28 protein-coding genes are annotated in these 20,331 nt (G+C 32.9%); 4 read left to right on the forward strand and 24 right to left on the reverse strand.

Features of this window, described 5'->3' with window-relative positions; genetic code table 11:
* Window position 1 precedes the first annotated feature (1 nt).
* From terL to B5X81_RS10425, 19 genes are all read right to left on the reverse strand, one after another.
* Window positions 2-1,768: a phage terminase large subunit gene (terL, locus tag B5X81_RS10335; protein WP_079491545.1), complete on the reverse strand. Its 1,767-nt coding sequence runs from the start codon at window positions 1,766-1,768 to the stop codon at window positions 2-4.
* Window positions 1,761-2,324: a phage protein Gp27 family protein gene (locus tag B5X81_RS10340; protein WP_079491547.1), complete on the reverse strand. Its 564-nt coding sequence runs from the start codon at window positions 2,322-2,324 to the stop codon at window positions 1,761-1,763. The genes terL and B5X81_RS10340 overlap by 8 nt, the downstream gene beginning before the upstream one ends.
* Complete coding sequence (locus B5X81_RS10345) at window positions 2,324-2,638, reverse strand: hypothetical protein (RefSeq protein ID WP_079491549.1); 315 nt, start codon at window positions 2,636-2,638, stop codon at window positions 2,324-2,326. The genes B5X81_RS10340 and B5X81_RS10345 overlap by 1 nt, the downstream gene beginning before the upstream one ends.
* The gene (locus tag B5X81_RS10350) at window positions 2,631-2,960 is read right to left on the reverse strand and encodes a hypothetical protein (protein ID WP_079491551.1); all 330 of its coding nucleotides are present in this window, start codon (window positions 2,958-2,960) and stop codon (window positions 2,631-2,633) included. The genes B5X81_RS10345 and B5X81_RS10350 overlap by 8 nt, the downstream gene beginning before the upstream one ends.
* Window positions 2,950-3,402 (reverse strand): hypothetical protein, encoded by a 453-nt coding sequence (locus B5X81_RS10355; RefSeq protein WP_079491553.1) that lies wholly within the window; start codon window positions 3,400-3,402, stop codon window positions 2,950-2,952. The genes B5X81_RS10350 and B5X81_RS10355 overlap by 11 nt, the downstream gene beginning before the upstream one ends.
* Before the next feature lie 119 nt (window positions 3,403-3,521).
* On the reverse strand, window positions 3,522-3,842 hold the full coding sequence (locus B5X81_RS10360; RefSeq protein WP_170917365.1) for a Mor transcription activator family protein: 321 nt from the start codon (window positions 3,840-3,842) through the stop codon (window positions 3,522-3,524).
* A 34-nt stretch (window positions 3,843-3,876) separates the two neighbouring features.
* Window positions 3,877-4,602, reverse strand: a complete 726-nt coding sequence (locus B5X81_RS10365) for an N-acetylmuramoyl-L-alanine amidase (protein WP_079491557.1) — start codon at window positions 4,600-4,602, stop codon at window positions 3,877-3,879.
* A gap of 14 nt (window positions 4,603-4,616) precedes the next feature.
* Complete coding sequence (locus B5X81_RS10370) at window positions 4,617-5,012, reverse strand: hypothetical protein (protein ID WP_079491559.1); 396 nt, start codon at window positions 5,010-5,012, stop codon at window positions 4,617-4,619.
* Window positions 5,013-5,033: 21 nt separating this feature from the next.
* Complete coding sequence (locus B5X81_RS10375; protein ID WP_079491560.1) at window positions 5,034-5,294, reverse strand: hypothetical protein; 261 nt, start codon at window positions 5,292-5,294, stop codon at window positions 5,034-5,036.
* A gap of 25 nt (window positions 5,295-5,319) precedes the next feature.
* Window positions 5,320-5,745 carry a hypothetical protein gene (locus B5X81_RS28095; protein WP_244282057.1) on the reverse strand — a complete coding sequence of 142 codons (426 nt, stop codon included), beginning with the start codon at window positions 5,743-5,745 and terminating at the stop codon, window positions 5,320-5,322.
* 123 nt (window positions 5,746-5,868) lie between these two features.
* On the reverse strand, window positions 5,869-6,276 hold the full coding sequence (locus B5X81_RS10385) for a regulatory protein GemA (protein ID WP_079491562.1): 408 nt from the start codon (window positions 6,274-6,276) through the stop codon (window positions 5,869-5,871).
* Window positions 6,277-6,287: 11 nt separating this feature from the next.
* Window positions 6,288-6,779, reverse strand: coding sequence for a host-nuclease inhibitor Gam family protein (locus B5X81_RS10390; protein WP_079491563.1), 492 nt, complete (start codon window positions 6,777-6,779; stop codon window positions 6,288-6,290).
* 24 nt (window positions 6,780-6,803) lie between these two features.
* The gene (locus tag B5X81_RS10395) at window positions 6,804-7,031 is read right to left on the reverse strand and encodes a hypothetical protein (RefSeq protein WP_079491565.1); all 228 of its coding nucleotides are present in this window, start codon (window positions 7,029-7,031) and stop codon (window positions 6,804-6,806) included.
* Entirely contained in the window at window positions 7,031-7,228 is a 198-nt protein-coding gene (locus B5X81_RS10400) for a hypothetical protein (RefSeq protein WP_079491566.1), read from the reverse strand. Before B5X81_RS10400 ends, B5X81_RS10395 begins: the two co-directional genes overlap by 1 nt.
* 15 nt (window positions 7,229-7,243) lie before the next feature.
* Window positions 7,244-8,203: an AAA family ATPase gene (locus B5X81_RS10405; RefSeq protein WP_079491568.1), complete on the reverse strand. Its 960-nt coding sequence runs from the start codon at window positions 8,201-8,203 to the stop codon at window positions 7,244-7,246.
* A gap of 36 nt (window positions 8,204-8,239) precedes the next feature.
* On the reverse strand, window positions 8,240-10,285 hold the full coding sequence (locus B5X81_RS10410; RefSeq protein WP_079491569.1) for a Mu transposase C-terminal domain-containing protein: 2,046 nt from the start codon (window positions 10,283-10,285) through the stop codon (window positions 8,240-8,242).
* 121 nt (window positions 10,286-10,406) lie between these two features.
* Entirely contained in the window at window positions 10,407-10,736 is a 330-nt protein-coding gene (locus B5X81_RS10415; RefSeq protein ID WP_079491571.1) for a hypothetical protein, read from the reverse strand.
* Window positions 10,737-10,958, reverse strand: coding sequence for a helix-turn-helix domain-containing protein (locus B5X81_RS10420; RefSeq protein ID WP_079491572.1), 222 nt, complete (start codon window positions 10,956-10,958; stop codon window positions 10,737-10,739).
* Window positions 10,959-11,015: 57 nt separating this feature from the next.
* Window positions 11,016-11,408 carry a BC1881 family protein gene (locus B5X81_RS10425; RefSeq protein WP_079491574.1) on the reverse strand — a complete coding sequence of 131 codons (393 nt, stop codon included), beginning with the start codon at window positions 11,406-11,408 and terminating at the stop codon, window positions 11,016-11,018.
* 96 nt (window positions 11,409-11,504) lie between these two features.
* On the opposite strand from B5X81_RS10425, the gene B5X81_RS10430 reads away from it, so the two are divergent.
* The gene (locus B5X81_RS10430) at window positions 11,505-12,080 is read left to right on the forward strand and encodes a hypothetical protein (RefSeq protein ID WP_079491575.1); all 576 of its coding nucleotides are present in this window, start codon (window positions 11,505-11,507) and stop codon (window positions 12,078-12,080) included.
* Here B5X81_RS10430 and B5X81_RS10435 read toward each other — a convergent pair.
* Window positions 12,077-12,463, reverse strand: a complete 387-nt coding sequence (locus B5X81_RS10435; protein WP_079491577.1) for a hypothetical protein — start codon at window positions 12,461-12,463, stop codon at window positions 12,077-12,079. The two genes, B5X81_RS10430 and B5X81_RS10435, sit on opposite strands and share 4 nt — an antisense overlap.
* A gap of 189 nt (window positions 12,464-12,652) precedes the next feature.
* Between B5X81_RS10435 and B5X81_RS28745 the strand changes: the two genes are divergently transcribed.
* Both B5X81_RS28745 and B5X81_RS10450 read left to right on the forward strand, forming a co-directional pair.
* Complete coding sequence (locus tag B5X81_RS28745) at window positions 12,653-12,784, forward strand: zinc ribbon-containing protein (protein WP_079491578.1); 132 nt, start codon at window positions 12,653-12,655, stop codon at window positions 12,782-12,784.
* A gap of 742 nt (window positions 12,785-13,526) precedes the next feature.
* Window positions 13,527-14,186, forward strand: a complete 660-nt coding sequence (locus tag B5X81_RS10450) for a helix-turn-helix domain-containing protein (RefSeq protein ID WP_170917366.1) — start codon at window positions 13,527-13,529, stop codon at window positions 14,184-14,186.
* Window positions 14,187-14,798: 612 nt separating this feature from the next.
* Here the strand turns inward: B5X81_RS10450 and B5X81_RS10455 are convergent.
* Both B5X81_RS10455 and B5X81_RS10460 read right to left on the reverse strand, forming a co-directional pair.
* On the reverse strand, window positions 14,799-14,945 hold the full coding sequence (locus tag B5X81_RS10455; RefSeq protein WP_208985035.1) for a nitroreductase family protein: 147 nt from the start codon (window positions 14,943-14,945) through the stop codon (window positions 14,799-14,801).
* 208 nt (window positions 14,946-15,153) lie between these two features.
* Window positions 15,154-15,678, reverse strand: a complete 525-nt coding sequence (locus B5X81_RS10460; RefSeq protein WP_079491581.1) for a hypothetical protein — start codon at window positions 15,676-15,678, stop codon at window positions 15,154-15,156.
* 533 nt (window positions 15,679-16,211) lie between these two features.
* Between B5X81_RS10460 and B5X81_RS10465 the strand changes: the two genes are divergently transcribed.
* Window positions 16,212-16,472 (forward strand): hypothetical protein, encoded by a 261-nt coding sequence (locus tag B5X81_RS10465; protein WP_079491583.1) that lies wholly within the window; start codon window positions 16,212-16,214, stop codon window positions 16,470-16,472.
* Between the two features lie 70 nt (window positions 16,473-16,542).
* Here the strand turns inward: B5X81_RS10465 and B5X81_RS10470 are convergent, their stop codons facing one another.
* Complete coding sequence (locus tag B5X81_RS10470; RefSeq protein ID WP_079491584.1) at window positions 16,543-18,984, reverse strand: Athe_2463 domain-containing protein; 2,442 nt, start codon at window positions 18,982-18,984, stop codon at window positions 16,543-16,545.
* Window positions 18,977-19,915: a copper amine oxidase N-terminal domain-containing protein gene (locus tag B5X81_RS10475; RefSeq protein ID WP_079491586.1), complete on the reverse strand. Its 939-nt coding sequence runs from the start codon at window positions 19,913-19,915 to the stop codon at window positions 18,977-18,979. The genes B5X81_RS10470 and B5X81_RS10475 overlap by 8 nt, the downstream gene beginning before the upstream one ends.
* Window positions 19,916-20,331: the final 416 nt, after the last annotated feature.

A 20,331-nucleotide genomic window follows, 5' to 3' on the forward strand; every position in this document is an offset into this window, starting at 1 on the left:
TCTAATAAGCACCTTTTTTGAATCTTAAAGCTCTTTTAATAACTGTTTTATAATCAGTTTTAGTTATTCCAGATATTTTTTCAGCTAACTTAATACACATTTCCAAGCCATCTGGGCCATCATCATTGGCTCCCATTGGATACTCCTTAAGTTGTTTAAGAAGGGTTTTAAGTCTTGGATTGAATTTTACATATTTGTTTTTAATATATGGTTGTATGCTTCGTATTCTCATATCTTTATTAGATACACTTTGTATTTCTTCTATCGGGAAATATTCCCCCGATTTAGCACTTTCCTTTGCAAGGACATCCTTAAAAAAGTGTTGGAATTGATTTGTTTCAACTCCAAATTTGGTATATCCTTTACCAAAGTCACGTTTATATCTTTTTTGACTTTCTATAGCATCACTTATGATTACATCAGGATGTCTTTTTTCTATACTCGCTTCAAATACATACATGTATCCAGTTCTTATGTTCTTGGCTATGGCTATAATAGCTGAAGTATCACTTCTTTTGTTTTTGCCTAAGGATGGATCTATACATCCAACTATTATAAAATCTTTGTCTGAAAAATCTATCTCGACTTCGTTATAGTAATCAAACCATTCATCATTGAATATTTTATTATCAGGATCAATAGGTTCGTTTTGAATTTCAGAATTAAAGCTTGCTTCACCCTCTGAAATTTTCATGATCATAAGATCATAATAGCTAAGTTTTTCTTCCCAGAGTACCTGAACTCCCTCAAGCATTTCTTCTTTATTAGCTTTAAAGAACTGTTTAGCATCTTTTTTTCTGTTGGGATTTTCTAGGTTTACATAGATTTTTTCCCATTCATCCCAAAGGCTTTGATTTTTAGCAAAGGATAAAACACCCTTGTATTTTATACATTCATATTCTGGGTTTTCTAATACCTTTGCTAGTAAACTGTCGTAGTGGAGAAGGGTTCCAATGTAAACTATATCTGTATAAGTATCTCCAGCTTTAGATACTGCTTTGTAATACCAATTAGCCAGTTTCCTTCTTTGTTCTGGTGTATTTACATTTTCATCATTTTCTATATCGTCCAGAATAATTAAATCTGGTCTCCAATTTCTATTTTTACGTCCTCTGATTTTTTTGCCAGATCCTATTGCTTCGACTTTTATGTTTGTTTTTGTTTTAAAATGACTGTCAGTCCATTTCTTGCCCTTGAGATTGCCAAAGTCTTCTAGGATAAGGGGGTTTTCTTCAAGTTCTATTTTTATATCCCCAAGAAATCCTTCGGCCTGCTCGCTTGAATCTGAAAGTATTATAATGTAATGCTTATACTCGTAAAGTATGGCATGTATTGAGTTTTTAAATGTAAATGTGGTTGATTTTGCATGACCCCTTGGAGCTGCTATCCCATGTTTACAGCCTTTAGCCCTAGATATTTTTTTCTTGGACTTGGTAGATAGGGGATTATTTTTTTTCAAAACTCCAGTAAGCCATATGTCATTTAGCTCTCTGTGGAACTTTGGGCAAGTTCTTGTAAAATAGTGGCTTAAATAAGCTCTGCCAAAATATTCAAGGTCTATTGCCCCTAGTTTCTTTCTAAGTCCATCTTTTCCTTCTAAGGGTTCGCCTCTTTGATATGCCCTTAAAAGCTTTTGTCTATAGTCCCTAAAACTATCATTAATCACTGTGTATTCTAAAAAAAGCTTTCTTTGGTCTTCTTCAAAATTAATAGCTTCTATATTCTCTTCAATATCTAGTTTCCTTATATAATCATCAATATTAATCATCGCTTATCATCCTAGCTTTAGCTTTTTCAAGAAGCTTTTTAAGCTCTCCAGCAAGCAGTGCATCTCCTTTGATGACTGTCCATATATCTTCTTCTAATTTTTCAAAGGCTAAATCTATTCTTTGTTTCATATCTTGTTTGACTTTTTCCTTGTAAACTTTTGTCCTGCTAAGAGCCACAATTAACCTTCCCGCCTTATCTAAAGGCATTGCATCGAATTCTTCCTGGGCTGTGGCAAGTTTTTCTGTAAGCCCACCCATGAGCATTTGCATTGTCGCTTCAGTATAATCTACATCAGGGTTATTTTTAACTACATTTACCAAAGCCTTCGCTTGCTCTTGGGCCTCAATAAGTCTTTTTGTTGCATTATTGGTTCTAAGGGCGTACCTTCCAACCGCTGACTTTGATATGTCATAACCTTGTTCCTTTAGGAATTGAGATATTTCAAGGTATGTGTATCTTGTATCGGAGATTTGTTCATTTACTTTTTCTTTTAGATTTTCAGGAAGCTCATCAATCTTAGATCTTATTCTAGTTCGCTTTCTTTGCTTTGCCACTAAATATCAACCCCTGGATCATTAGTAGTTCCTTCTACAAGGTCTACTCCTTTCGATGTAAGTTTTATCATTGCATCATTCATGTAAGCTGTATAGGATGTGATTTTTTCATCGGTATATTCAATATACTTTTTCTCATGCAAGTAATCTAAATAGCCGGATATGTCAGGGGAAATTATAATAGCATCCCTCATCATTAGGTTTACAAGTTGTCTGCATAATAGTCGATTGTGATGTCCCTTTACTAAAGATCGAATTATATATCCTCTTATAGCTTTGTTTTTGTCAGCGATTTGCTTTTCCTGTTCAATCATTTTTTTGCCCTCCTTTGCTGATTGTGAAATCAAGTATTTTGTCTAATTTTCTATCTATACCTGTCATTTTTTTATCTACTGCATTCATGGCTGCCGCATGATCCTCCCTTGTTGTGTAAATGAAGGGTAAATCACTTTTTAAATTATTGAATTCCTTATTCATTAGGTCAACTCTTTCCATGAGATCATTTTCTATGTTTTCAATTTTAGATTCGTTTTTCTCTATTTTCTTGTTTAAGTCAGTTAGGGTTTTTTTTAGGAAAAATATTATTATCCCAACACCAGCTGTAGTTACACCTTGTAAAAAGGTATTAAAGGTCATGGGGTACCTCTTTTAAATCTTTAACTTTCTTTACTTTTTCTTCAATAGTATTCAATATATATGTTTCTGCATCTCCAAGTGTACTTTCTAAGGCATCTAAGTATTCTGGTTCAAGGATGTCTATTATCTCGTTATATGCAACTACAGCTAAGTCTTCAAGTTTTTCTTTGTCGATTTTCCCTCCCTTTACCAACTGCCTTAGATTTTTTGCACTGACTTCTTCAATTTTATTTACTGTCTTAAAAGCCACATCTTCAAGTCTATCAAGGGCAGTCCAAAGAATATCTCTTTGCTTTTCCTCTTCTATTCTTTGCGTTTCTATTTTTACTTTTTTTGTTGCTCTTTGGATGTACAATGTTGCATAGGCACCCCCTAAAGTAACCAGTCCTAACACCACATTCAATAATACATTTGTTATAGTTCCTTGCATTTCACTTAACATTCCTTTCACCCCTTAATTTTGGAAAATAAAAAAATCATAGCACAAGGAATAATCTTCCTTATACTATGATTCTATTGGTTTTTCTCAAAATAGTCGTCCAAAACTATTTGTCAAATTATTTAATCAAACATACTTATTTGGCCTTTAAGGGGCTTGTTTCTAATTTGTTTCATTTTTTCTTTGCAAATCTGCCTAATACGTTCTTCAGATAACATGTATTGCTTGGCTAACTCTCTTTGATTATACCCATTAAATTTTTCTCTTATTTCCTTATCTCTGCGATCTAGCACCAGGGATTTAATTATTGGAAAATATATTCTACTTCCTCCAAAAATCTTCGCAAGCTTTATTGTATTTTCCAGTCCAATTTCATCAACAATGCTAGAATATGGCTCTCCAAGGTCATTAATTTGTATTTGGTTTATTAGTTTTTTATTCAATGACCCCACCACCTTTACAATACATCAAATTGATTTATTTTTCAAGCCTTTCTATTCTTTCTAAAATTCTACATATCACCGCTGCCATTTCATCCCATGTAACTTCTTCGCTGCTATCATGACTGCTGTCGATGATTTTTTTTTGAGAAAGCTCATTTATATATATCTCTCCCCAACGTTCGGTCCAGGGATTTTTAAATTCTATATCAAAGTATTCACAAGCAGTTTTCCCTATCGCTAAGGCACACTTTTTTTGAAACTCAAGTGATTTTAATAGGTTTTCCCTTTCATGCTTATTTGTAAAATACCCATGTTCCATAAGGATAAAAGGGCAATTAGTTCTTCTGACTATATGGAAATCAGTCCATGTTCTAGGAATGCATGCCCGAATCCCTCTGCTTTTGTTTGGTAGTGTTTCATCGGCATATTTAAGCCACTTCAATGCAAGAACTTTTCCTTTTGGTGAAGTGTGCCAGTAAAAGGCATGATGTCCAGCAACATCTTCGTCGGAGGCTGCATCTGCATGAATGCTGAAGCCGATATCACATTTTTCTTTATTTATATTACTGCTCCTTATTTTTAAAGGAACTTCTTTTGAGTCAAAGGGCTGTGATAGGTATACCTCAAATCCATTATGCTCAAGTATTTCCTTAGCGAGTTTCCCTACTTCATTGTTAAAACTAAACTCTGCAAAATCTCCTATACCTTTGCTTGGGGGGTAAGTGTCTATTCCATGTCCCACATCAATAGCTATTTTCATTTTATATCTCCTTCCTATAGTTTTATTATAGGTGCAATTATCTTTTCATACATGTCCATAGGTTTATACTTGGTTTCTCCTTTATCTTTTAAATCTTGGTGGAATTTCTTTATTTCAAGTGCCAATTTTAAAGCTTTCAAGACACCCACCTGCTCAGGTGATACCTTTGGCTTTACTTCAGATTCAACCATCGGTAGCATCCAGCTAATAGCTTCAAACAAGTGAGGTATATCTGAGTAGGCTTTGAAATCTTTTTGAAATTCTTCAACAGTTTCTTTGGCAAATTTGCTTCGGTTGAGTCTCGGCTTTGTTGGAGGAATCGCTCCTTCTTCTCTTAGTTTTTTGCGAATTTTAGCCCGTTCATTTTTTTCTTTTTGAGTCATTTTTTTATACTTTTTCTTTTTTGCCATATATCCACCTTCTTAATTTTGTTAAATTTCTTTGTTTAACTTCTCTAATAAGTGTTTAGCTTTTTTAAGCTGTTGGTGTCTTCGATGTTTCAGTTTCTCTTTCACAGCATTTATAAGCATATTGCAGTCATAGTAGGTTGACCAAAAATTGATTTCGAAATTTTTATCTAAAAAGTAACTGCAATTCATGGAATTAGGTCTTCCATCAACCACAACATTCTCGTTTTCGCATACACATTGATTTTCAAAATGCCAATTACATTTTTGATTATCACATCTCATTTTTCTACCCTCTTTCTTAGGCTTTTTAATTGCTATACCTTAATCCTCCTAAGTCTGTTGTAGTTTTTAAAGCACAAACCGTACAAACGCCAGCCACATTCTTGTTTTTCAATACTTTTCTTGCAATATCACTTTCCCAACAGGATTTACCACATATAGGGCATGTAACAAGTTTCCAATCATCACGTGGATTAGTATTATCTTTTAGAGGTAGACAAATATATCTTTCAATTCTTTTGACTTCGCCTGATTCTTCGGCTAGGGCGTGCTTCAAAATAAGATCACTTGACCATTTGCTAGTGCTGGAAAAATTCCTTGTATTTTTGTAATCGGTTCTAATTATTCGGGGCTTTCTTTTTCTTATAAAGCTTTCTATTGCATATCCAATACCTGTCCTAAAAACTTTAACATATGCATCTTTACCTTTTCTTACCCAGATTAATTCCTTCATACAAAACCTCCTAGCTTTGTTTTTTATCCTTACAAACACCATCTTCGCTTATATAAACAACTTCCAAAGTGCAAAATCCATTTTTATTGTTTTTGCAATTTCTTTTGTCACACCTTGTAACTCTCATTCTTTGCCTCCTTGTCTATCTAAAACTTTTTTAAGGCCTTCTATAAGATTTGAGGCCTGATCAAACTTAAGCCACTGAAGCTTTTCGACTTTATAAAATTTTCTTGTAAATCCTAGCAGTCTTTTAGGATTGTCATTCCAGCCCAGCTGCTTTTCAAGGGCTCGTATTTTTCTTATTTGTTTGTCTGTGGCCATACCTGGTCTAGCTCTCGCTTTTTCCTTCATATTGATTAACACAGCTATAACTCTGTTAAGTTGTCTTGTTGTAAGCTCTCTCATGCTATCCTTACCAGTTTCTCTTATTATGATGGAGTAAAGGGTTTCATCATCCAAGCCTAGCTCCTTTGATTTAGCAAGACCCCAGATACTTCTAATCTGAGGTCTACTTTTTTTAGTCCTTGCCATATTATCACGTCCTACGCCTTGAGCTTTTCTTTGTCAACTTCGTACCAGAATACATCTTCTACCTTTTTGCTCGCTCCAATCTTCGCTATATCTGCATCAGTATATTTCTTAAGCACATCCTTGTTTACGCTTTCCTTGATCTTGATGCAATCTACCATGCCAAAACTTTTAAGATTTCTTATAATGTTGTCAACCTTTCTTAAAACAATCTTTGTGCTTTTCCTAAATCCAGTTTTGCCAAAATTCAGGAACTTTGTTTTACCCTTTAGGTCAGCTCTGTTGGATTCAACAAAATTCTTAACCTGCTTTTCAAGGGTTTTAATACTCTCTTTGTAGGGTTTTGCATCCATTTCTGCTTCAAGCTTTACATCTGAAATCCTTCGATTCATTTCACCCTGGATCTTTTCAATCTCAATTTCACATTCAGCTATTTCTTTGAGATTTAAATTTACATCATCCCAGCTTTTAAGAACTGGTTCATCTGGTATTCTTACTCTTGCCATTTTCTCATCCCCCTTTAGCTTCATTTAATTTTCTATGCTTGGAAATATTGCACGTCCATTTTCGCAGTGTATGTATATATCATAGTTTGTATAGTTTTCATAAGCTTCTTCTAGCTTCATTTTGTCAAGATCCTTCTTGACCTCGTAATTCTTACTTATAAAATTAAGAACTATTTCAATAGCTTCTCTCTTACTTTCAACGCCTGCTTCAAAGGAGTTGAAGGCAAGATTCAATGTTTCGGTTAGGCCCATTAAACCGCCTCCTTCTTGTTTTTCAAGGTCACATTTTCTATAACTACGTTTTCCCTTTCCCAATATTTTCTTATGTTGCAGTATCCTTCACCTGTTTCAAGGTTCACTTCAACCAATGGATCTTTAAACTCAAGTCTTTTGTCTTTGCTGAGACTTGAGTTTATTATAAATAAGCCTTTATCAAGATCATATGCCATTTAGATTTCCTCCCTTTAATAAAGAAGCTTATAATTTTTAGCATCTTTTACTATATCCCTAGTGATTTCTCCATCTTCAGCAGATTCAAGACATAATTCTAGTATTTCAATAAAGTTTCCAAGTCCTCCATGTTTAACATCAATAGCCAGTGCAACAAGCAGATTCTCGGCTTCTTTAGTTACTTTATATTGCTTTAAAAGACTTCTGACCTCTTTTTCTTTAATGCCTATAAGCTTCATCATGTATTTTCTACGGTAAAGCTGGGCTAAATTGTCTTTTCCATTTCCTCTTGTTAATATGTCTTCAAGCTCATGGGTGCCACATAAAATTATAGGCACCTTAGTGTTATCCCATATTTTTCTAAGTATTTCAAATTTGTCTACATCCCATTTTTTGAGATATTCTGCCTCATCAATTATGAACATAAGCTTTTTATTCTTCAATGCCCTTATGAGCTGCTGAATCCTTTTATAATTTGAGCCTCGTTTAAGCTCTATGCCACACTCTTCAGCCATTATTTCAAGAAGATCCTTCATCCTCATGCTTGAAAAGGCTTCTATATATACAGCACCTGGCGTTCTCTCAACATACTCTTTAACAGCTGTTGTCTTGCCAGTACCAGGATATCCAATTATCACTCCCATTTTCCTTCTCATTCTCATATCTTCGCAAAAGCCGAGTATTCCTTTGAATTCTGTAGTAGGGAAGAGCTGTATTTCTTGGCTGTATTCAACAGCTTCGCTAGCCTTGTAATATCCAGTCAAAAAGCTTCTAAGCTTTTTTTCTAGTTCATCGCTTGTTTTTCCATGATTTACAAATTGGGATACTAAGGACCTACTTACTCCTATTTGCTCTGCAATTTCCGAAAATGGTATCCCTTCAACTTCTTTGATTCTTTTTATCTGTTCAATTATTTCTTCTTTGTTTGCATTGAAAATGTCACTTTCTGGTTGAAGTTTTAAAACTGTATTCATAAAATTTCCTCCCTTTGCAAATTAAATTGCGAATTTCTATATAACATTTGGACGTTTAAGTACCGATTCACCGGTTTTAATAAATCTTTTCTTTGCAGGGTTTTTCTTGTTTTCTTTATTTTCATCTTTTTTAAGGGCTTTTAGCTCTTTATCATAATCCTTCATAGCCTTCTCATATTCCAACACAGTTATATTTCCCTTTAGGCCTTCAACTATTTCTCCTGTCAGGGTATTAGCACTTGATTTTTTAGGCTTAGGCTTACTTTTACCTGTAAGCTCTGCAATTCTTTCTTTAACTTCTCGTTCTTGTTTTCTTTGATTCGATACATGGTTAGATACTTTTTCTTCATCTTCAAATACCATTTTAAGCTTTTCCTTTACTGAAGCTGCACAGATATATTTTCCTTCATGGGTTACGATAATAACGTCTTTATTCTCTCTATTGAATTTTATTTTGACCCACTGACCAATTAAATGTTTTAGCTCAATATTCCAATAAATCTTGTTATCAAACCTTATACCTTGAGTAGATATCTTACGTTTTTCACTTTCCATTTTGCATATACCAAGGACTGCCCAGCTAGGTTTGTCGTATCTTGCTTTTTCCTTCTCCATATAAAGCTCCATTGGCGTTTTTCCTCCATAGCCGCCATGGGGTGTATTATGATATTCTTTTAAGACTATATTTACAAACCATTCCTTCAACTCGTCTAAAGTCCACAGTTTATTATGCTTTATCAGCCTTTTTAAATCCTTTGCAAAGGTTTCAGGTCTTTCTTCAGGATCAGTTCCGCACCACCCTGGTATTTCTCTAACATATTTGTCAGAAAAAGTGCCAAAGAACCTTTCGACGGGCTTCACCCAGCCGTGATAGGCTTTAGCGTGTATATTGCCAACCTTTAGCTGTTTTAATAATCCTTCTGTTTCTAGGTTATATTCTATAGCGTTAGCATATTTTTTCTCTATTATTTTCCCGCCCTCGAAGGCATGGGATCTATAATCCTTACCATTATCGGTATACACTACCTTTGGAACTCCCCAAAAGGGAAAGTCCTTTTTTTCTTGTATGCCATATATAAAGGCTTCAGCTATGGTTCTACTATTTGGCTGCATCGTGATGCACCACCCCACCATGCACCCTGTGGCTATATCGTACCAAGCGGTAAGCCAGGGTCTAGCCACATTGCCATCTTTATCAACCGCAAAGGCGTTGAATCTATAATGATCTCCAAACCAACACTCGTTTACAATTTCTGGCTTTTTTCTATCAGCTTTATGCATAAAGTTTGCTTCCCAATATTTTTTGCCACGTCTTGCATAGGCCACTATTTCTTCAGGTATGGAATTCAAAATTCTACTTGCAGACTTAGAACATTTTGAATACTTCATTCCCTTTTTATTTTCTTTCTTGCAAGTTTCTATAACATAGCCCTGGGCCTCAAGTTTTTTTCTAAGTTTTGACCCTTGATTAAATCTACATTTATCGCATGCTTCACTTCCAAGCCTTTCAGCTTCCTTAACCATTTTTTCATAGGAGGCTGTCTTGGTTCTTCTTATAGGTGTTAGGTAATAGGATTTCATTAGCATTTCTGCTTCTAGACAAAAGCTCATGCTTTTACCTTTGTTGCTTTTTTCCTTTTTCATAAGGCCAGCCAAACCATTTTTTTCATAATCCTTTATCCAGTTGTAAAGGGTTCTAAAGCCTATTTCATTTTCCTTTGCCAGCTTTTTTCTAAGCTTTGTAACATTTTCATCAATACTTAAAGCTCTTTGCACAAGCTCGTATTTTTTAAGCAGTTTATGCATCCCTTCTTCGCCATGCTTTTCTCTATATGAAGCCAAATCAGCATCTATATTGATTTCCTCTGTGCATCCTATTTCCCTTGCCCCACTTATTTTTTCAAAATATTTTATTTGGGCTTCGGGTGGAAGGGAAGAGAGGTCTACTAAATATATCTTTAGGTTTTTTTCATTTATTACTTCTTTAACTTCAATCCTTCCAAGGCTTATTCTCCTCCTAATTGTGCTTTCGTCTACGCCGCAAATTTCAGCAGCGTTTTGTGTTGATATCCAATGCTTCACTCTATCCCTCCTTAGAAATTTATGATATAATGAGGGGAGAGAATATATCTAAAAGGCTTTTAGAGAGTCGCTTTGGGGTGCTCCCTTTTTATTTGCCCTTAGGATATATTCTTCTTTCGTTTTATGCTGTTTTCTCAGCTTCACTTGAATTTCCCTCAGTAAGACTTGTATATTTCTTTGCACATTCTTCTCTTTCATGCATGATTTTCATTTTAAGATCCTTTATGGCACTGATTTTACTGCTCATTTCAAGGAGGGTATTCCTTATTTCCTTAAGAAGCTTTTCTTCCTTTTCTTCTATTAGCTTAAAGGTTTCTCCCAGCTCTCTTTCCTTGCTTGCCAAAAACTTTATTTCCATTTCCTTATCCATGTCCAGTGAGCTTATTTTATTCAGATAGTCAGCTATATCTCTAATTTGACTTTCAAAGCTAAATCCAGTCATTTTCCCCAATTATACTACCTCCTTAAGATTTTCTATTTTGGTTTCAAGCTTAAGTATGCTTCCTATTTCATCTAAATATTTAAGTCCTTGTTTTTCTCCTCTTAGTACATCTGCTAAATAGCTTTCACTTACTCCTAAGTCATTAGCAAGCTCTTTTTGAGTCATATTTAGCTCTATTAATCTTTTTTTAACCTTGATACCAAAGCTTGTAAGTTTTCTTTTGCACTTCATGATGTCGCCCCCTTATTGTTACAAAAGTGATATGTTTTCTTTAGTTTTTATTGCTTTTTATTGTGCATTTCTTATTACTAATACAACAGCTGGTCCCCATTCCTTTATATGTTTATTGTCTCCTCTAAATTTAAATTGCTGTTCCTTTTTCATTTTTGCTATGGTTACATGCTTTCTGGATTGCAGCTCCTTGATAAGCTCAGTTGTTTTGTAATCCTTTAGCTTTTTACCAAAACCAAGCATAGTTTTATCGTCCTCCTTTTTATCTTTTGGCTTCTTAAAGGCTTTGGCCTTGCAGAGAAATGTTTTCCCTTCATATACATTGATAAAGCTATTGTCCTGGGAAGTCATCACATAAACTTGCTCCCCTATATATGTCTTTAGTAAATCATTCCAATACATCTTGCCTTTGTACCTGATCCCTTTATAAGTGACATTTCTTCTATCCATGCAATTCCTCCAATAAATATATTTACCTTTTCCTTTCTCTAGTGTTAAAATATAGATGCGAGTATTTTCCTAACACTTAAAAAAGGAGGTGAGCTTGTGGATGATGTTCAAGTTTGCAGAGAAATTTTGAAATTATTAAACCAATTTGCCAATGAACATGGGCTTAATCGATATGGATTTGGCCCTAAGTACTTCTTAGAAAATTTAAATATTCCAGAAAATCAATTGAAAGTAAATATTGATTTTTTAGAAGAAGAAGGCTATATTAAACTTCTCAAAGCTTTAGGTTCACATTTTAAAGCAGCACGACTAACAAGTCGTGGAAAAAAATTGTTTATGAATCCTTCTGAGTTTAATAGAGCTTTTCCAGCAACATCTATTACTTATATAAATGGCAACAACAATATCACAGGTAATAATGTGAGTGTAAATAATAGCTTTAATAAAATAGACAAAGCAATTGAAGCATCTGATTTAGATGATAATTTAAAAAATGAAATCAAAGATTTAGTAATCGATTTAATTAACGACATAAATAGTAAGAAGTTAGACGATAACAAACTTAAAAATTTTTTCTCAAATATTATTGCCAAAACAAGTCAAAAAGCTGTTCCTGAAATTGCCACAAGCATTATAAAGAGTTTATTAGCTTATTTTAATATTTCTTCCTAGAATATTGCTGAATCTTCTGCATATAATTTATATTTTTCAAGATTTTTTAAAATTTTTTCTATCTTAAATTTGCAGTCTTCAACTTCAAGATACAGTCTTGGCACACTTTCAATCTTGCAGTAAGATTCAGTCTCTTTTTTCTCCAATCTTATAATTCGTGATTCTAGCTCTGCTCTAAGCTTTGAAGCAAGTCTTTTATATTCTAACAATTCACTTTTCAAAACAAATTTATCAGTATTAATAGAGTCTTCTCCTCCAGCTGTTTCATTCATGACATTATAGAAGATATCTAAGGCTTCGTCATAGGCCAATCCATAACTATCCCCAAAAGACTTTATTGTATAAAAAACTTCTTTTCTCAAAGCTTCTTTAGTAAGTGTCATCTGACTTACCACCTTTCTTTATTTACTTTTCAAAGAACAATTCTCTGACACATGGGGAATTCATAAGACCCAGTACGGTTTTTACTGTTTTTACCGCCAAACATAACCAGTATTTTGTAATTACCTTCCTATAGTGTTAAAATATAGTTGTTAACACTTTTAAAACACCACAGAAAGGGGGATTTCACTATGCCAACAACTGGCGAAAAACCAGGTATAGGTACATATACTTGTACAAATTGTGGACAAACTGTTCACTTAGATGACAACTCTGATACTTTGCCACCATGTCCTAGCTGTGACGGTACTGACTTTAGATAGTAGTTCTCCGTCACAAATTCTTTAATCGCTTCATCTGTGTAGCCAAAGACTTTACCTAAAACCCAATGATCAAAAACTGTCTTTGGCTTCTCAGGTAAGCTCTTAATAACTTCCACTAAATACTCATCTTTGTATATCCATAAAGTAGCCCATTCATCAGTCAAGCATTTAGCATAGGTTCTTAAATTAAAACTTTCTTCAATATACTTTGCAGCAGCAGTAATTTGAGATGTTTTTATTGGAATTATAGCTGCTGGCTTACCTCGCATTACCATGTAACAATATGCAATTATTTCTCCTTTTAGCAAATCGTTTAAACTTTTCAAAACATCACCTTTGCCATCCTAATCCCTAACCAATTTTGATACAGGCTCCTACTGTCTCATATCCCTATGGGCTGGTTCTAGGATTAAACGATTGTTTATTTTTATCAGCAGCACCACCGACAATGAACTTGTCCTTGAAGAGAATGCTATGTATAGATAATTCCGATGGAGGGAATTATTAGATTAGAGTTTTTTATATGTCAAATTATTTTTGACACAATACATATGTTTGGTTAACTACACCTATGAAATTATGATAAACTTAAGGTGTAGAAATTCACTTGATAATTATATTATATGTTCATATAAGAACATTGTCAATAGTATTATGTTCTTATACGAGAAAAAATATTAAAATATTTCTTATAAGAACATATTTTGGTTCTTATAAGAACTTAAAGGAAAGGAGATTTCATTTGAACACTCTTGGAGATAGATTGAAATACCTTAGAAAACTTCATAATATTAAGCAGCAAGATTTATCCAATGCAACTAATATTTCAAGAAGTAATATAAGTAAAATAGAAAACAATTCATTGAGCCCTACAGCGACTGCAATTATAGCACTTTCAAATTTTTTTAGAGTGTCAACGGATTGGCTTTTAATCGGAAAAGAAGATACGTTTAATAAGGCTAAAGAGGGTAGTGCAGAATATTTTATAGAAAACTATACAATAGATGGTAAGCCAGCTGATCCTTCAAATATATTTAATCCCCAAAGGAAAACTTTATTAAAGCAAATATGGGAAACTTTTGTTACTCTAATTAAAGAAGAGTCAAATGTAAATATGAATAAAAATACCCCAGACCAAACATATGGCGTATTTGCTATAAAAAATGATTTTCCCGATCTTTACAAAGAAATAAAAGCTATCAAAGAATTAGGAGCAGTAGATAATATATATATAAAAGAAATAGTGGAACTTTTAAAAGAGTTACCTCCATCTGAGCTGAAGGAAATTAAAAATTACGTAAATTATAGGCTTCAAAGTTACAATGAAGCGAATAAAAAGGGAGAGTCATCGACTTTCACGCATGGCGAAGAAACCGCTACTCTAGATGATGCTACAGCTTGATTTTTTTATCCTCAAAAAGTGAAGAACTTCACTAATATTTTTTATCTTGCAATAGTGAAGTTCTTCACTAAATAAACATAAAAAAAACAAGCACCGGTTTGATATGCTCAAAATGATAAATGTTAATTGTCATTTGATATCAGGTTCTTGTAAAAATTGTGGTTATTTTCCAAATTTAAATCTTGAATTATTTCCACTTTTTTATTTAAATTTAATGCACGCTTAAAAAAATTCTTTCAATCTATAAAACTCAGTATTTTCAATACTTATACCTATGCACGCTTAACCCTTAAAAAATGCACGCTTAAAATTCCAATTTTTATGATATACTATAGCCAAGGTAAAAAACTTGTTAACACACTTTAACGCTGATTAGTTCTAATACTGACGGTACACGTTACAAAGCGTTTTATTGTAACGTTAAATTCGTTAACAGCAGCATGTCTCGTTCAAAAACTGCCGATCAGCTAGATGGTTTTGCAATTATTCGTGTCCATCGCCTCTTAAATCCTATCTCTAGCTAAATCGTTCTTTCTCTTGTAATCCCAATATATCCCACGGTTTATTATTTTATCTTTTCCCTTCGGGGGTTTTGCAGTTTAACTTGTCTCTCTACAATCTCCATGGTTGTATATTGTTACCTGATGGAGCCCAATTAGCCGCTGTCAATAATTGCATAATAGTATCTTCACTTATTTCTTCTGAAGTATATGCTCGTACACTCCTACGTTCTAATATACATGACATTACTTGATTCATTTTAACTCACCTTTCCATATTTATATTTTATGTAGTTTTTACACTCTATATTATTACGTAATATAATACAACTTTGTCTTACCTATAAGAAAATTATAGCATATCAATTATATTCAGTGTAAAAGTTTTACATAAAATAGTAATACTTCACTTATTTCAATACCGTATTATTCAGTTTTCAAAGAACAATTCTATGTGTACCCATAAATTAATACTTAATCAACTTTTCTATTTTGGGTCGTATATCAATCTTAAAACTATTTTCAATTTTCTCATGTATTATTAATGCTGTTGTAGTAATGGAATCTTTAAAGGTTAAATTCTCCACTTTATCTAGCAAATAATCATAATCTTCGAGTTCTTTTCCCTTTTTTAAAACAAGACAACTATAAGAATCGCAATCTTTTTCAATTACTTGAATAATTTCTTCTTTGTTTTTAGGAGCATACCAATAGAATTGTTCGTCTTCACCTGTTTCATAATATAAATCAAATAATTTTTCTTTAGTTTTTAAAATTGTATTTTCTAAAACTATTTTTTTAATTTCTTCACTCACACCTGTTATTTCACTGTCTAGTTTGGGATAAAGGTTACATTCTAATTCCATAAAAACCAATTGACTGTTTTCTGATAAAAAGCATTCCAAAAATTCAACTTCTTTTTTAACACAATCATCAAAAATTCCAGCAAAATAGAAATTAAAATCAAGTATTATATTATCCACTATCTTCATAATCAACTCTCCCTATTGAAATTATAATGACAAGATATCTATTTACATAATAGCACAACCTTTTCATCACTAATCCTCAAGTTAATATTCTTCCTTATCATTACAATCTCTACATTTACCATTTTTATCTATCCTTGTTGAAAATTCTTTACACTCAGAACAATACTGATTTTCAGATGGATAGCAGTTTATAAATTCTAATTCTTTGTCACTTAGTTTTTCAGCAGCATTTTTTAAATCATACGTTCCTTCTATTTGATGTCTTACTACATGTATTCAATCGCTTCTTTTTCTCCTAACAATTCCTACCCATAATTCTTTTTTCTTACAATCTTCCCATTTTGGCAATTCCTTTTTATTATTGATTTCTAATACATTTATTTTAACTTCGGGATATTTCCACTAGCTTAATATAATTTTTTCACTTAAATTCATTTTAAAATCCCTCGCTTTTCGTTAACATTCTATTTAGTATATTTTATAATGCTTATCTATGCTATAATGGTAATATATTAGTTTAAAGGAGTTCTCTTATGCACTTATTGTTAAAAATTTTATTTGCCATTGTTGGATTAGCTACAAAACAGCTTTGTTGTAAGGCTTTAAATGAAAAATATGGAGCTAAATCTGTTAAAAACTTTTATATTTTTAGTCTTTTTATAGGTGGTTATATTTTGTACTGCATTTGGGGAATTTCTTCAGAAGATTTATTGTTTTCCATTCCAAATAGTTTTGCCTGGGGCTTTATGTTTGGCAGTATAGATATCAATCCTTTAAAGTGTAACAAGGACTAATCCTAGCCATTTTAAAACTTTCATAATGTCTCTTCCTTCATTAGTTTTGTAGTCCTCAATATGGTTTTAATTAATAAGTATTATCATCCTCATACATATCTCCCTTTATCTTGATTGTTACATCCTCACAAATATTTAATATTCCACCAGGGGTAGATGCTCCACCCAGTGCCACCATTATTTTATAGTCTCCATCGGAGGTATGTACCGGTATGTAATGAACCTTGCTTTCTATTACACTTTCGGGATTTACTGGAAGCTCAAATCTTCCATTGGACCCTTCCATTTCTATTATTTCACTTGGTGTATATAAATAGGCTCTTTGTATATTCTTTATTTGGCTCTGCTTATCGTAATTTGATACTATATCAGCCTTTGCCTTTACTTCTATTCCATAGCCAGATTTTATAAAGCCCTGATCCTTGTTTCTCCAGTCAACCTCCACTTTAACATTTCTAAGCTTTGCATAAAATCTAACTGTATAGCCATCAACAATGGTTACTGTTTCGCACTTTCTATTTTCTCCTGATCCGCTACAGCGCTCCTCGGTATGAGTCCAAGTTTTTATTCTGTCCCCTGATTTATATTCTCCCCTATCTCTGTATTCTGTCCAGGTAACATATGAAGGACTGCATATTTTCTCCTGCTTTCTTATAGTTCTTGAATTTATGGTTTTTGTATTATTCTTTTCATTAGTTTCTTTAATTTTATTGTTATAATCAACCTTTGCTGTTATTTTAAATCTAGTTTCTACATTTGGAGTTTGAAGTCCAAATGTTACATTTCCTGTTTTACCTGCCGGTATAAAAACCTTATCCCTGGTTATTGTATTTCCTTCTACATCAAGCTTCAAATTCGTTACTAAATTAGTTGTTCCATTATTTCTAACCGTAACTATAACCGGTGAATAGGAACCTGCCATATATTCCTTATATTTAATATCCACTACCTCAAGGTCGAAGGATTCCTTATCCTTTATTGGTATAAGAATCGATACTTCATTATCGGCCATTGTACTTTCCTCTATGATTGTTCCATCTGCAAACTTTGCGGGGTGTTTATCATTCATATTTAATTTGGCCACAAGCTCAAAGGTATCTCTTTTGTAGTCTTCGGGGATATTATAATTTAGTCCTCCAATTGACTTCCCTAGAGCAGCCACTTCATTGCCAGCATCAGTAAACATATATTTTAGCTCATTAGGATACTGTAAATAGTAATCTACTGTGACATCATAGGCATCCCGAAGACACATGTTATATACATCGAATTTCAAATCATACATCTCGTCGTACTCTATCTCGCTTGTTTCATTTCTAATATCCTTTATGGCCAGATTGTCGGTTTTTGCTTCTACCCAATATTCAATTATTAGTGGGACAAATATTATGTAGGCTTCAGTTTGCTTAAAATTTTTACGTGGAGGAATATTAAAGGTTTGATATAAAATTCTTTTATTACCATTTTCATCAATATATTCATGCCAGCCTACAAAACTGCCTTGTGCATAATCGGTTTGGGGCGATTGAATCATAAAATGGTCTATGAGCTTTTCTCCTGTCCAGCCGTTTTTGCCTGCCCATTTTAATTGATTGAGCCATGTAATGGCTTCTGGATTATCATTATAGTCATTATCTTTAGGTTGTTTCTGATTATCTATATCCTTCAACCAAGGATTTTTAATCCAAATTTTTTCCCAAGGTTCCAGTCCCGTCTCAACATCAGGAGGAAAAGATTCATTTGTAAAAGGGTTTTTATTAAGATCATAACCTAGATATCTATATTGACCTTTTTCATAATCATTAGGTTTAATGCTTGAATGATCACCATATACTAAATACCCTTTTTCATTAAGTATTTTTTCATTTAAATTATAATTTTTCCCATTTATATTTAAAGGTTCTTTTAAATCCTCAGGAACTTTACCTTCTACTGGTTGAAGTTTTCTAATAGATTTTAATTCTGTTTTTAATTTAGGGTCTGGATTATTGGGATTTTGTCCAAGAAAAATATAAATATCTTCATCGGTATAATCTGAAACCTTCAAGGGCTCAATCTGAGGTGTAAGCTCTGTATTGTATTTAAGCTTAAAAACTCCATCGGTTAAATACCTTTCCTTTATTTCAATTTTATCGGTGCCATGATTATAATAATTCTTAATAAAGTCATCTTTAGTCTGAGAAAATTTATTTATACTCCTTGAAAAATCTTCTGTCGAGAACATGAATCCTAAATCATAGGGGTAAGCTATTACATTTAAAATTTTATCAATAGTTTCCTGATCCTCAAATTCCTTAATGTCTATTTCCTGCTCTATATCAATTTTTTCCCCTAGTTTTCCATTTATCCAGTTTCCATCCTGATCTTTGTATATTAAGATTCCTTTTTGCACTAATCTATAATGAGGTACATAAGCCACTAAATCCTTTTCCTGAGCTGTTGATCTTATAGGAAAGATAAAAAAGGATATTAGTAGCGATACTATTAATATCCTTGATATTGCTTTATTCATTATCCTTACCTCCTATATATATACTTACCACGCCTTCAAGCTTCTTGCTACTAAAAGTTCTTCCGTCATAAAAAAATTGCTTTGATTTTTTTGTTGTCGGCTTTTCATTATCTATTACATTCCTTACATAATCATAAACCGTTTCAAATTTTGTTGGATAATATACTTTAAGCATATCCTTAAGAACTGCATAATCTTTATCATAGAATCTTGAATACACAGTGATTAAAGTTAATTTTTCATCTTCTACCGTTGAACTAAGTATTCTTATATCTGCGGTATTCCACTTAAAATCATTCCCTTGGTCATATTCCAGTCTATTATTATCTCTACCAAGTTGAATATTGGGAACTGTTTTAACAATTTCCTTCAATTCCTCATCCTCGAGCTTAGCAATCATTTCTTCAACATCCTTCGATACCTCTACCTGTTCTTCTTTTTCTTTACTCTTAGTATCAATAGTAACCGTTCTAGTATCTCCATTCCACCCCACAACAGCTCCTAGGGCTTCAGACACAAATCTTAAGGGTACAAAGGTTCTATCAAAGTAAATCTCAGCCTTTGTATCAAACTTTATTGTTTCTGAGTTAACTGTAGCCTCCATAGCACCTACTTTAAGCTCAATATGTTTTTCATTTTGGTCTATAATTACCGTTCTTGTTTCTCCGTCCCAGTCAACCTTTGCTCCTAGGGCTTCTGCTATGAATCTTACTGGTACAACTGTCCTGTTTTGTTTATTTATAAAGGGTTTAGCATCCTTGAATTTAATTTTAACTCCATCAACTTCTACATCTACGGTATTATCAAAGTTTTCATCAACCTTTATAAGTTTTCCTTCTTCGTCAAATTTGTAATTACCTTCTGCAAATACATTAATGTTTAACGCAAGTATTAAAGTCAATGTTAAAATAAGAATAAATGCCTTTTTCATATCTCTATCTCCTTTCAATCTTCAAATTTTGAGAATTTTTTATAAGTCACTTTTTATATGTGAATTTTCACTACTTATAGTTTCATTATATCACCAAATTTTTCTATTTTTAACACTATTTATATACATTTATAGTTTTATTGTCAAATTGTTATTTTTTATTTACTGTTAATTTTAAATTCTAATTTTAGACACACTTTTCCCCCAGTTATTTATTCACCTTCCTTTGTTATTTTCTCCTTTACGGAAATTGCTTTTTTTCCAGTTTACTAAAAGCTTCTTGAAATTTATTTAGATTATATTGAAACTGCTTCCATCTGGCTCTAATCTTGGTTAAATCCACCATGTATCACCTAAGCCTCTAGATATTTTTATACCTGAACTTATGGTTCAACTTGAAAAATTATCCTATTTAT

The sequence above is a fragment of the Maledivibacter halophilus genome, from assembly GCF_900167445.1.
GTDB lineage: Bacteria > Bacillota > Clostridia > Peptostreptococcales > Caminicellaceae > Maledivibacter > Maledivibacter halophilus.